A 12,352-nucleotide genomic window follows, 5' to 3' on the forward strand; every position below is an offset into this window, starting at 1 on the left:
GGGTGAAGGACCGGACCCGCGCCGTGCGGGAAGGGCCGCCGGAGCGCGTTCGAACGGAGAAAAGGCGGTTGCCGGAAGGCGACTGCACGGGGGAAGGGGATTCCGCCATGAGAATCGACACGAATCGTCTCAGTAGTTCGGCCCGCTATGCCTGGCGCGGCCGGATCACCGCATTCCACGACAGGCATCAGGGGCGGAAGGACGCGCCCGCTCTGCGGGCCCGGCTCGCTTCGCCCACGTACCCGGGCACCCTGCCGCGGGACGCCGCCGATCCGTATCCGGAACTGCTGACACCCCATGTGCTGGGGATACGGGCGAGCGCGTCGCGCGGGGCCGACCAGTTGCGCTCGCGGCTGCTGCACGACGAGCGCGAGCTGTGCGCGCGGATCCACGCCGAGTCCGTGCGGGTGGTCACCCAGTACGACGTGCGGCGGGCCCACGCCCCGGCCGCACTCGCCCGGTACGGCGAACTCATCGGTGTGTGGCGGGCCGCGGCGGGGGTGTGCCGGGGCCGGGCCGCCGTCCTGACCCATGAGGCGAACCAGCGGCTCGCCCACTACTGGGCGGCCGTCCTGACGAGCCTCCGGCCGCTGCCGCGGGAGCCGTTCCCGATGGAGCACCCGCACCGGCTGCCCGGCCACATCGTTCTCGACGAGTCCTGGCAGCACACCGATGACTGGCTCCGGGTGGACGGCGGTCTGTGGCCCGCCCCGGTCCGGGGCCGGACGGATCACCCGGTGACCCGCGCGCTGGCCATCCTCGACGAGCAGCCCGTACGGGGCGAGGCCCCCGGTACACCGCGCGGGGCGGCGACGGGCCCGGGGCGGGGGCACGGATGACCCGCCCACCCGAACCGGCACGGCGGGCCGCCGTCGGACCGGCCGTCGCATCGGCACGGCGGGTCAGCGCCGGACCGCCCGTCGCATCGGCACGGCCGTTCACCACAGGACCGACCGTCGGACCAGCCGCAGGACCGACCGTCAGTCCGGCCGCCAGTCCGGCCGTCGGACCGGCCGCCAGTCCAGCCGTCGGACCTGCACGGCCGTTCACCACCGCCGACGTCCAGCAAACCGTGAACCTTCGTACGAACACGGAGAGAGCCATGAACGTGCCCCACCCGCCCGGCCGTCCGACCGCGACCGGGCTGCCGCGCCGGTCCGGCCGGTTCCGGCGCGCCGTCCCGGCCCTGGCACTCGTCGCGTCGCTCGCGGCCGTCGCCGGCTGCTCCGCGTCCGCCGAGGCCGACGATCTCCGCACGCCGTGCGGGCTGGTCGTCGACGGTTCGGGTTCCGGATCGGCCGGCGGCCGGGGCTTCGACGCCGAGGCCAAGCTCAAGTCCACGCTCGTCCCCTTCCTGACCGAACGGCACTGCGGCACGCTGTCGTTCGCCCCGGTCACCCGCTCTTCGCAGACCTCCTCCTGCCGGGTCGGGGACATCGATCTCGACCCGCCGGGGGACGAGATGTCCGACCGCGACAGCATGCGCAGGTCGGCACGGGTCCTGGCGGCCAAGGGGGCGCTCACCATGCTCAAGTGCGCCCGCACACAAGGGGGTTCGGACGTGATCGGGGCCCTGGCTCGGATCGGTGACGCCATGCCGTCAGGCAAGGGGACGCCGAGTCTGCTGGTGGTGAGCGACTTCGAGCAGGCCGACAAGGAGTTCACACTCAGGGCGGACGAGATCGCGACGGAGGAGAGCCGGGAGCGGGCCGTCGACACCCTGCTCGGCGACCGGGGTGTACCGGGAATCACCGGCATGGACGTCTACCCCGTCGGCTACGGCATGAGCCGCGACGCGAAGCCGAGCGAGTACCGGCCGTTCGACGCGTTCTGGTCCGAGATCCTGAGCGGGAGGGCGAAGGCGCATGTCCACGACGACTACCGGAAGTGACCCCGGGGAGCCGCGCCGGCGGCGGCTCAGGGTTCCGGGGCCGCTGCGTGCCGGGACCGGACGCCGGGGCGCGGACCGCCGGGCGGCGCCCCCGGAGGCGGGGCCCCGGCGCCGCCCGCTGGTACTGACGGACCGGCAGCAGCGCCGCCTGATCGAGGGCGCCCGCAAGCGTGGGGCCGGAGCGGTCGTGGGCCGGCGGCGGTTCGTCGTGCGTGGCAGGGCCGCCCGGTCGGGCGCGCTCGACCCCTGGGTGCTCGACAGCGACGGACAGGTGCCCTATTTCGGCGAACTCGCCGCCGTGCGCGACATGGTGCAGCAGCAGCTGTGGGCCGAGGCGGCGGACGAGGAGAGGGCGGAGCTCCTGCTGGACGGGCGCGCCAGGGCGGACGTGGAAGCGGCCGAGGTGGAGAGCCGGCTGCGGGACCAGCTGTTGCGGGAGGCCGACGACGGGGTCCGGTCGTCCTGGCGCCAGCTGAACCGGCTCGCGGCCCGGGCGGTGCGGTGGGAGAGGTTCCGGGACGGTGTCCGGGAGCGGGTCGAACTCCGCTGGATCCAGGCGAGGTTCCCCGACGCGGAGGCCGGTGGGGACAGCGGTTCGCTCTCCCGCCCGGACGGAACACCGCCCGGGGGCCGGGCCGCCCCCGGAACACCGCCCGGCGGCCGGGCCGGCCAGGACCCCGACGGGCGGCGCGGGCCCGCGCCGGTGCCGGGCGACGGCCCGGCCGACGACGACTGGCAGTCGATCGACCCCACCGGGGAGCCGGACGCCGCCCGGCCGGACACCGCCTGGCCGGACACCGCCCGGCCGCCCGCCGGCCGGGGCTCCACCCCGGGGGAGGAGCCGGAGCCGCAGCCCCTCGGCGGCCTGGTCCCGCCGCCCGACGCGGGCTGGGAGGGCATGCCCGAACGTCCGGGCATGCCCGCGTGGCTGACCTGGGCCATGCTCCTGGCCATCGCGGCGGTCGAGATACCGATCTACTGGATCGCCTTCCAGCCCTTCCACGGCAGGGGCAGCGCGGGCAGCGACTTCCTGTCCGGCACGCTGGCGATCTCCACCGCCGTGCTGATGGTGCTCCTGCCGCACCTCGCGGGACGGACCCTGCGCAGCCGCGCGGCGACCGGATCCCTCAAGGCCGCCGTCGTTCCGGCGCTGGGCCTGATGGGGGTCTGGGGGTTCTCCGGCTGGGCCCTGGGCGATCTGCGGGCCAGGCTGGTGCTCCAGCACCCCGATCCCGTCGACGTCCCGTCGGATCTCGGTGACTTCAGCGGTGCGGACAGCCTCGGCACACAGCCGACGCTGGTGGACAGCCTCCATCTGGCTCCGCAGACGATCACCTGGATGTTCGTGGCCCTGCTCTTCCTGTCCGGCGGCATCGGCTTCCTGCTGGGGCTGCTCAGGGAGCATCCCTATCTGGACGCGTACCGCGCGGCGCTGGAACGCCGGGCCGGCAGGTTCCGGCAGCGGGAGGAGGCCCGTGCCGCCGCCGACCGGGCCCGCTCGCTCACCCAAACGGCACAGGACCGTGCCACCCAGCGCCGGGAGGCCGTGGACGCCCGGGTCCGGGCCACGGACGATCTGTACGAGGCGGCGGCCCATGCCTTTCTGGAGGGGGCGATGGAGCGATCGAGTGATCCCGCGGTGACCGAGGCGGCGATGAAGCTGTCCGCCACCTGGCCGCTGCTGCCGCGCCGTCCCCGGCCGCCGGTCCGCGCGGGCTCATGACGCAGGGCGGGCCCGCACACGGTCGTGCGGGCCCGCCCTCGTCTCATGTCCGGTCGATCACGCGTCGCGTACGACCGTCACCGGGCACGGTGCGTGCTGGGTGACGTGGAGGCTGACCGAGCCGAGCAGGGTCGCCTTGAAGCCGCTGTAGCCGCGCGCCCCCACCACGAGCAGGTTCGCCCCCTTGGCACGGTCCAGCAGGGACTGGGCCGGGTTGCCGATCACCACGATCTTGCTGATCGCCGCGGCACCCTCGGCGCCCAGGGCCTCCTCCAGCGTCTCGGTGAGGGCCACGGTCGCCAGGGCCTGCGGGTCGAAGTCCTCCGGCATGCCGGGCATCATCGACGCCCAGCTCGTCGCGGGGTACTCCCAGCTGTTGACCGCCTCCACCGTGTCACCGGTCAGCTCCGCCTGGCGTACGGCCCAGTGCAGCGCCTTGATCGACGACTCGGAGCCGTCCACGCCCACCACGATCCTGCCCATCTCTGCCTCCAGCTCGTTCCGGCTCAGTGCGCAGAGGCGCCGTACGTACTGAAAAACCCGCACGGCGCATCTTTCGCTCCAACTCTAATCAAACCGGACAGCTCTTCGAACGGCGGGCCCTCAGTCCAGGCGGAGATCGGCGAGCTGCTGCTCGAACGGCACCACCTCGTCGGCCGGCCCGAGGGTCCGCCGCGCCCCGGAGGCCGCCCGGCCGCCCGTGATCATGGCCGCGAGCTCGCCGCCCGCCCGCCGGATGCGGGACGGCAGCCCGTCGGTGTACTCGTCGCCGGACGAGCCCCAGTCCTCCGAGGCCGCGTACACGGACGTCGGTACGACGGTGGCCCGCAGATAGGCGAAGAGCGGGCGCATCGCGTGCTCCAGGACCAGCGAGTGGCGGGCGGTGCCGCCGGTCGCCGCGACGACGACGGGCTTGCCGGTCAGCGCGGTGTTGTCGATCAGGTCGAAGAACGACTTGAACAGCCCGCTGTACGAGGCGGTGAACACGGGCGAGACGGCGATCAGCCCGTCCGCCTCCGTCACCTCCTTGACCGCCCCGTCCAGGGCGGCCGGCGGGAACCCGGTGACCAGGTGGTTGGCGATGTCGACGGCCAGGTCGCGCAGCTCGATCACCCGGACCTCGACCGCGCGGTCCTGCTCGGCCAGCAGCCGCTCACGGGCGGCGCCGGCCAGCCGCTCGGCCAGCAGCCGGGTCGAGGACGGGCTGCTCAGCCCGGCCGACACGGCGACGATGCGCAGCGGCTCGGTGGCGAAGGTGTTGGACACGTCGGTCAGGCCTCCTTCGTGGCGGCAGTGGCAGTGGCAGCGGCGGTTGTGGCCGTGGCGGTGCGGGCGGCGACGGCCGGGTGGACGGGCGCGGAGTCCGGGACCCCGGCCGGGCGCAGCGCGGCGAACTCCTTGCGTAGCACCGGGACGACCTCCTCGCCGAGGATGTCGAGCTGTTCCAGGACCGTCTTCAGCGGCAGCCCCGCGTGGTCCATCAGGAACAGCTGGCGCTGGTAGTCACCGACGGCGTCCCGGAAGGAAAGGGTCCGCTCGATGACCTCCTGCGGGGAGCCGACGGTCAGCGGCGTCTGCTGCGTGAAGTCCTCCATCGAGGGCCCGTGCCCGTAGACCGGCGCGTTGTCGAAGTACGGGCGGAACTCCCGTACCGCGTCCTGCGAGTTCTTCCGCATGAACACCTGGCCGCCGAGGCCGACGATGGCCTGCTCGGCGGTGCCGTGCCCGTAGTGCGCGTACCGCTGCCGGTACAGCTTCACCATCTTCTTGGTGTGCTCGATGGGCCAGAAGATGTTGTTGTGGAAGAAGCCGTCGCCGTAGTACGCGGCCTGCTCGGCGATCTCCGGCGAGCGGATCGAGCCGTGCCAGACGAACGGCGGAACGCCGTCCAGCGGGCGCGGGGTCGCGGTGAAGGACTGCAGCGGCGTACGGAACTTGCCCTCCCAGTCGACGACGTCCTCGCGCCACAGCTTGTGCAGCAGGGCGTAGTTCTCGATGGCGAGCGGGATGCCCTGCCGGATGTCCTTGCCGAACCAGGGGTAGACCGGACCGGTGTTGCCGCGGCCCATCATCAGGTCGACGCGGCCGTCCGCGAGGTGCTGGAGCGTCGCGTAGTCCTCGGCGATCTTCACCGGGTCGTTGGTGGTGATCAGCGTGGTGGACGTGGACAGGATCAGGTTCTCGGTGCGGGCGGCGATGTAGCCGAGCGTAGTCGTCGGCGAGGACGGCACGAACGGCGGGTTGTGGTGCTCGCCGGTGGCGAAGACGTCCAGGCCGACCTCCTCCGCCTTCTGCGCGATGGCGATGGTGGCCTTGATCCGCTCGTGCTCGCTCGGCGTCCGGCCGGTCGTCGGGTCGGTGGTGACATCCCCGACGGTGAAGATCCCGAACTGCATGGCGCCCGCCTCCAGAAACCTAGTTTTGTTGAACGTTGAACTATGTGAACACACCCTACAACGGAGCGCCACCCCCGCCTATTCCACGGGGCCGTTTCCGGGGCGGTGCGTACCCTGGACGGGACCCGCGGGACCAGACACGGCCCGCGCCCGACGGAGGCAGGACCGTGAGCGAGGGAAGCGAGAGCGAGCGCTGGAAGGAGCGCGGCGTGGCGCTGCGTGTCTTCGTCTACGTCTTCGCCACGCACCTCTTCGCCGGCTTCATCTGGATCCTGTTCTACGTCGGCGAGCACGCCAAGAAGTGAAGCGAGCGGGGCGGGGCGCGGGCGGCACCACGCAGGAGCGCCCGGAGCGCCCGGACGCGGCGCCCGCGGCGGACGGCATCCGGCACGCCCTGTTCCGCCCCGGCCGAGGACGCCCGCGTAGGCCGGGCGACGGAGACGCGGCCCGTCCCGGGACCGATGCGGGCCGGCACCCCGCCCGCCTACGCTGCGGACCCGGGCACGCACAGCGCGTGCCGCCGCCGGGCAGGAGCCCCGCCATGGCGTTCACCGGACAGACCCACATCCGCATCGCCCGGCCGTCCCGCGACCTGGCCGCCGCCGAACGCTTCTGGGCGCACGGCCTCGGCCTGGACGTGCTGTGGCGCGCCGAGGCGGAACGGGCGCCCGGCACCCACGACCTCCTGATGCTGGGCCACCCGGACGCCCCCTGGCACCTCGAACTCGTCCACGGCGGCGAACCCCACCCCACCGAGCAGGACCTGCTGGTCCTCTACCTGGACGGGCCCGTGCCGGAGGAGACGGTGGGCCGTCTGGAGGAACACGGCGGCAAGCGGGTCGAGTCACCGAACCCGTACTGGAACGCGTGGGGCGTCACCTTCGAGGACCCGGACGGATACCGGCTCGTCCTCTGCCGGCGCGGGTGGAGCAATTCCTGACAGCGTGGCGAGGGTGCCGCAGCTTCTCCCGCCCACGGCCGCCGGGCCTCTCCCGGGTGCCACGGGCGTTCTCGGTCTCGTTCCGCAGTCCGGACCCGTCCGAACAGGCATCGGCCCGCGGAACCGGCAGCAGCACTCCGACTGCCCCGCGAGTGGCCTGGTAGCAGTGCGGACAATCCGTCGTCCTGCCCGACCGTTGTGCGTGAGATCACGGTGCCCGGCGAGGGCTGCGCTCCCTACGATGCGTGGTAGATGCAGCTGTCCCGTGCATCACCTGCCCTGTTCAAGGAGACGGATCCCGTGACCACAGGCGTTGCCGAGCGCGAGAGCTACTACGAGCGGACGGGCGAACACTCCTACAAACCAACGGCTCACGCGGGGGGCGCGTGGAGCACCGACGAACAGCACTTCAGCCCGCTGGCCGGGCTCGTCGCGCACGCCCTCGAACGGCACCTCGCGACGCGGCCGGGGAATCTCGTGCTCGGCAGGATCAGCTACGACATCCTCGGCCGCATCGCCCTCGACGAGTGCGAGATCACCGTCGGGACCGTTCGTCCCGGCCGGACCATCGAACTTCTCGAAGCGACCGTGACCATCGGCGGCCGTCCGGTCGTCCGCGCCCGTGCCTGGCTGCTGGCGTCCCTGGACACCTCCGCCGTCGCCGACAGTCCCCACGAGCGGCTCCCAGCCCCCGAGGAACTCACTCCCTGGGCCATGAGCGAGAGGTGGGACGGAGGCTTCGTCTCGTCCATCGACGTCCGTCGCACGCCTCCGCTCCGCAAGGGACGTACGGCGGCCTGGGCGTCCTCGCCCGTCGACCTGGTCGCGGGCGAGCCGATCGGCTCCCTCGCCTCGTACATCGCGCTGGTGGACATCGCGAACGGCATCGCCGTCCAGCAGGACCCCACCGAGTGGATGTTCCCGAACCTCGACCTGACGATCCATCTGCACAGGCAGCCGGAAGGACCGTGGACCGGACTGGACACCACCACCACTTTCGGCCCGTCGGGACAGGGGCTCACCAGCAGCGTCCTGCACGACCTCCGAGGGCCCGTCGGCCATGCCGAACAGATCCTCACCGTCCGCCCGCTGCCCGGTGACTGAACCGCGCCCCACGGTTGTTGCGCGGCGAGGCGCCTGCCCCGGCAGGCCCTGACACCGCCGCCACAGCGCCGGCTCGCGTACCGGGGGCGAGCCGGCGCTGCCGGAAACACCGCCGGAGGGCGTATCGCCTCTGTCTCGCGGACGCTCAGGTTCACGGCACTGCGCATGGACAGGGCTGCGTTCGGCTCCACTCCGAACGAGAAGGCCACGAAGGGGCCGGACATCCCGGCGACCTTGCCGACGGCAGCCGGGAACATCTGGATGGTGACGTTCTGCCGCTGTCTGATGTCGAGAAGTCTCAGCCACCGGCGGGCGGGGGGCTGGCGTTGGTGGGGGCGCCGGCGGACCGGTGGAGGTACGGGGCGCGGTGCGGGCCGGGAAAGGTCGTGTGGGCGGAGTTCGGTTCCGTTACCCTCGGGTCATGACCTCCGTACTGTGCCGAAACTGGTGGCGCTCCTTCTAGGAGCGGCCGCCTCCCCTCTGCACGGAATCCGGGCCGTTCGATATGGACGGCCCTTTTCGCTGCCCTCGTACGGGTACGGATACCGGTGATCACGGCGGGCCGTCCTCCACGCAACCACCATCGCGAGGAGAGAGAACCAATGAGCACAGCCACCGCCACCGCCACCGCCACCGCGACCACCGCCGAGCTGGAGGCGCGGATCCGGCAGGCCCCGGAGAAATTCCGGGTGATGACCGGGGACCGGCCCACCGGGCCCCTGCACCTCGGGCACTACTTCGGCACCCTCCACAACCGGGTGCGGCTCCAGGAGCTGGGGGTGGATGTGTTCGTGATCATCGCGGACTACCAGGTGCTCACCGACCGGGACGTCGCCGACCGGCTCGGCGAGTACATGGAGGGGATGCTGCTGGACTACCTGGCCATCGGGATCGACCCGGCGCGTTCGACGGTCTTCAACCACAGTGCCGTGCCCGCGCTCAATCAGCTGATGCTGCCGTTCCTGAGCCTGGTCTCCGTCGCCGAGCTGAACCGCAATCCCACCGTCAAGGACGAGATCGCGCACTCCCGGCAGTCCGCCGTCAGCGGGCTGATGTTCACGTATCCCGTGCACCAGGCCGCCGACATCCTGTTCTGCAAGGGGAACCTGGTGCCGGTCGGGCAGGACCAGCTGCCGCACCTCGAAGTCACGCGGACCGTCGCCCGGCGCTTCAACGAGCGGTACGGGGCAGTCTTCCCGGAACCGGAAGCGCTGCTCTCCGACGCGCCGCTCCTCCTCGGCACCGACGGCACCAAGATGAGCAAGAGCCGGGGGAACTCCATCGCGCTGGGCGCCGACGCGGACGAGACCGCCCGGCTGATCAAGGGGGCGAAGACGGATGCCGAGCGGCACATCACGTACGACCCGGAGAACCGGCCCGGGGTGTCCTCGCTGGTGCTGCTGGCGGCGCTCTGCCTGGGACGGGAACCGCATGCCGTGGCGGAGGAGATCGGTGGGGGCGGTGCGGCCGTGCTCAAGCGGACCGTGACCGAGGCCGTCAACAGCCGGATGGCGCCGATCAGGGCCCGGCGGGCCGAGTACGCGCGGGACATGGGGTACGTACGGTCGGTGCTCCGCGCCGGGAACGAGCGCGCCAACGAGCTGGCGGTGGCGACGCTGGACGAGGTGCGTGGGGTGATGGGGACGTGATCCGGCTCGATCCCTGACCTCGGGATCCGGACGAGCGGGCCGGGCCGCCGGGCCCGGCCCGCTCGTCCGCACGTTCTCCGCAGGGCTGAGGGATCACGTGCGCCCGGAGCCGCGGGGGAGCGTCAATGCCGAGTCCGTGTGGAGCGTGATGCGCACCGGCGCGAAGGCGGTGGCGTCCACGGGCGGCTCACCGGTGCCGGGATTCCGGGCGTAGCGCGGATGGGCGCCTCCGCTGATCTGCCAGCGTATGCGGTGACCGACGGCGAAGCGATGGGCGGTGGTGCTCATCGCCACGGTGACCTGCGAGGGAACGTCTTCGGTCGTCCGAAGCCGGCCGAGTCCGTCACAGATGTTGATGGAGCGGCCCTGCGGGTCCACGTCGCACAGGCGGGTGAAGACATCGGCGTGGCCGGTGTCCGTGGAGACGCTCAGCCGGGCGGAGACCGGGCCCAGGATGTCCAGCGGCTCGGTCAGTGGGGGGCCGGTGAACGTCAGGACGTCGTCCCGGGCTTCCAGGGTGCTGTTGTCGCGTGGGCCGGCGGTGCGGGAGAGCAGCGGGCCGCCGAGGGACGGGGTGGGGTCGGCCGGGTCGTAGCGGAACGACGTCAGCGGTGCGGAGTCCGTGGGGGCGTGTTGGGTGAGGTGCCCGCCCGGGGCGGGGTGCCACGAGGTGGCGGTCGCGGCCGGCGGCCACTCGTCGAGGTCCCGCCAGGCGGCTTCGCCGCCGATGTGCACACGCACCGCGGTCGGGCGCAGGCCGGCGGGGTCGGCGCACAGGTGGGCGCGCAGCCAGGCGAGGCTCTCGGCGAACACCTCGGGCCAGCCCTGTTGCAGGGCGGAGGTGTGGGTCCAGGGGCCGACGAGCAGAGCGGTCTCGCATCCGGCCCGGCGCAGCCGGTCGTACTGCTCGAAGGTCTGGTCGACCAGCGCGTCGTGCCATCCGGTGATCAGAGCCGTGGGCACGCGGAGCCGTTCCGCCGGCTCCGTCAGCGACGCGCCCTGCCAGTACGTGTCCTTGGGGTCGGGGTGCGTCATCACGTCGTCCAGCCAGGGCACCTCGCCCCCGAGGGCGGACACGTACGCCCCGCGCAGGGGCCGTGCGCTGATGACGTCGCGCAGGTGGCGCTGAAGGCGCAGCGTCGCCCTGATGAACGGCCCCATGCCCTGGTGCTGGTAGGTCATGCCCATACCGACGGCGAGGGCGTTCTCCAGGAGTGGCGCACCGTCCGCGTGGAACAGGGCGTAGGGGTCGTGCAGGCCCACCTGCACCACCATCGCCTTCAGTTCCGGCGGTGGGTCCACGGCGAGGGCCCATTGCACGTAGCCGAGGTAGCTGGGGCCCACCGTTCCCAGTGTTCCGTTGAACCAGGGCTGCTCGCGCAGCCACGACACCGTGGCCTGTCCGTCGGCGGCCTCGTTGCGCCACAGGTCGAACTCGCCTCCCGAACCACCGGTGCCGCGGCAGCTCTGAAGGACCACGTGAAAGCCCTGTTCGGCGAAGAGCAGGCCGTACTGGGGAGACCACGGCAGACCGCGGCCATAAGGGGAGCGGACCAGGAGGGTGGGGAAGTCGCCCTCCGCACGCGGGAAGTAGTGGTCCGTGACCAGCGGGCTTCCGTCTGCGGCCGGCACCGTCAGCCCCGGTTCCCACCCGACCTCGTGCCGTTTCGTCGGCAGGCCTCGCCAGGTCGCCCTCATCATCCGTGAGGACAGTGGCGGCTTTCCGGTGGGTGGCACCCAGGCCGGTCGGGCTGCGGCGTCGGGCATGCGTGGTGGCATCGCTCCTCCTTTATTACGTACAGTGTACGAGAATAGAGGATGCTTGGATGATCTCCGCAAGCGCCGCCTCGACAGCAGAGCCGCCGCAACGACCCGGGGAAGGAGCGGGAGACCGTGTCCCATGACGAGAGGCCCGGAGCCGCGGGCGTCGATCCCGCACAGCTCTGGTTGCGTCCCGCCGAGCCCCGCCGGGGCCGCAGGCCCTCCTTCAGCCGGGAGGGGATCGTCGTGGCGGCCGTCGCCATGGCGGACGCCGAAGGCATCGAAGCGGTCACCATGCGGCGGGTGGCGGCCCAGGTCGGAGCCGGCGTGATGTCGCTCTACAGCTACGCCCCCGACAAGGAGACCCTGCTGGAGCTGATGGTCGACCACGTCAGCGGCGAACTCACGGCCACGGAGCCGCCCAGTGGTGACTGGCGTACCGATCTGAAGACGATCGCCCGTCTTCAGCGCGCCCACATGCTGCGGCACCCCTGGCTGCCCGCCGCTCTGTCCACCCGTCGCGTTCCGGGCCCCAACACGCTGGCCTTCCTGGAGCATGCGCTCTCCGTACTGCGGCCCACCGGGCTGGACGGTGCGGCGAAGCTGGAGGTCTTCGCCCAGCTGACCGCATTCGTGGCCGGACATGTCGCTCACGAGATCACGCAGGCCGCAGCCGCGCGGTCTCCGGACCGGGTCGCGGCCGAGGCCCGCTACCTCGCCGCTGTCGCCGCCGACGGCCGCCATCCGGAACTCGCCGAAGTCCTCGCCGCCCCCGGCCGCCCGCTCACCGCCGAGGCCACCTTCGCCCGGTTCCTGGGCCGCCTGATCGACGGCCTCGACGCCGGCTGATGCCCGTACCGGTGGGCGCGGCGTGCGCGGTGGGCGCGG

At 72.2% G+C, this 12,352-nt stretch carries 12 protein-coding genes; 8 read left to right on the forward strand and 4 right to left on the reverse strand.

Annotated elements, in window-relative coordinates; all coding sequences use genetic code 11:
* Positions 1–107: 107 nt before the first annotated feature.
* The 3 genes from ABZ622_RS08090 to ABZ622_RS08100 all read left to right on the forward strand — a co-directional run bounded on the left by ABZ622_RS08090 (position 108) and on the right by ABZ622_RS08100 (position 3,614).
* A complete protein-coding gene (locus tag ABZ622_RS08090; protein WP_360541522.1) occupies positions 108–839 on the forward strand; it encodes a hypothetical protein in 732 nt (243 codons plus the stop codon).
* Positions 840–1,102: 263 nt separating this feature from the next.
* Positions 1,103–1,891: a hypothetical protein gene (locus ABZ622_RS08095; protein WP_360541524.1), complete on the forward strand. Its 789-nt coding sequence runs from the start codon at positions 1,103–1,105 to the stop codon at positions 1,889–1,891.
* Positions 1,866–3,614: a hypothetical protein gene (locus tag ABZ622_RS08100; protein WP_360541526.1), complete on the forward strand. Its 1,749-nt coding sequence runs from the start codon at positions 1,866–1,868 to the stop codon at positions 3,612–3,614. Before ABZ622_RS08095 ends, ABZ622_RS08100 begins: the two co-directional genes overlap by 26 nt.
* A gap of 57 nt (positions 3,615–3,671) precedes the next feature.
* Here the strand turns inward: ABZ622_RS08100 and ABZ622_RS08105 are convergent, their stop codons facing one another.
* The 3 genes from ABZ622_RS08105 to ABZ622_RS08115 form a co-directional block, all read right to left on the reverse strand.
* Positions 3,672–4,097, reverse strand: a complete 426-nt coding sequence (locus tag ABZ622_RS08105) for a universal stress protein (protein WP_342283979.1) — start codon at positions 4,095–4,097, stop codon at positions 3,672–3,674.
* A gap of 120 nt (positions 4,098–4,217) precedes the next feature.
* The gene (locus tag ABZ622_RS08110) at positions 4,218–4,880 is read right to left on the reverse strand and encodes an FMN reductase (protein WP_360541528.1); all 663 of its coding nucleotides are present in this window, start codon (positions 4,878–4,880) and stop codon (positions 4,218–4,220) included.
* A gap of 5 nt (positions 4,881–4,885) precedes the next feature.
* Complete coding sequence (locus tag ABZ622_RS08115) at positions 4,886–6,010, reverse strand: LLM class flavin-dependent oxidoreductase (protein WP_360541530.1); 1,125 nt, start codon at positions 6,008–6,010, stop codon at positions 4,886–4,888.
* Positions 6,011–6,177: 167 nt separating this feature from the next.
* Between ABZ622_RS08115 and ABZ622_RS08120 the strand changes: the two genes are divergently transcribed.
* The 4 genes from ABZ622_RS08120 (at position 6,178) to trpS (ending at position 9,703) form a co-directional block, all read left to right on the forward strand.
* The gene (locus ABZ622_RS08120; RefSeq protein ID WP_164495278.1) at positions 6,178–6,315 is read left to right on the forward strand and encodes a DUF6126 family protein; all 138 of its coding nucleotides are present in this window, start codon (positions 6,178–6,180) and stop codon (positions 6,313–6,315) included.
* A gap of 236 nt (positions 6,316–6,551) precedes the next feature.
* Positions 6,552–6,950 (forward strand): VOC family protein, encoded by a 399-nt coding sequence (locus ABZ622_RS08125; RefSeq protein ID WP_360541533.1) that lies wholly within the window; start codon positions 6,552–6,554, stop codon positions 6,948–6,950.
* A gap of 300 nt (positions 6,951–7,250) precedes the next feature.
* Positions 7,251–8,054 carry a thioesterase family protein gene (locus ABZ622_RS08130; protein ID WP_360541535.1) on the forward strand — a complete coding sequence of 268 codons (804 nt, stop codon included), beginning with the start codon at positions 7,251–7,253 and terminating at the stop codon, positions 8,052–8,054.
* A 602-nt stretch (positions 8,055–8,656) separates the two neighbouring features.
* The gene (gene trpS, locus ABZ622_RS08135) at positions 8,657–9,703 is read left to right on the forward strand and encodes a tryptophan--tRNA ligase (protein WP_360541537.1); all 1,047 of its coding nucleotides are present in this window, start codon (positions 8,657–8,659) and stop codon (positions 9,701–9,703) included.
* 93 nt (positions 9,704–9,796) lie between these two features.
* Here trpS and ABZ622_RS08140 read toward each other — a convergent pair whose 3' ends face one another.
* Positions 9,797–11,401, reverse strand: coding sequence for a CocE/NonD family hydrolase (locus ABZ622_RS08140; RefSeq protein ID WP_360541650.1), 1,605 nt, complete (start codon positions 11,399–11,401; stop codon positions 9,797–9,799).
* 195 nt (positions 11,402–11,596) lie between these two features.
* Here ABZ622_RS08140 and ABZ622_RS08145 point away from each other — a divergent pair, with 195 nt between their 5' ends.
* Entirely contained in the window at positions 11,597–12,313 is a 717-nt protein-coding gene (locus ABZ622_RS08145) for a TetR/AcrR family transcriptional regulator (RefSeq protein ID WP_360541539.1), read from the forward strand.
* Positions 12,314–12,352: the final 39 nt, after the last annotated feature.

Source organism: Streptomyces sp. NPDC007164 (genome assembly GCF_040634135.1).
Classification (GTDB): Bacteria; Actinomycetota; Actinomycetes; order Streptomycetales; family Streptomycetaceae; genus Streptomyces; species Streptomyces sanglieri.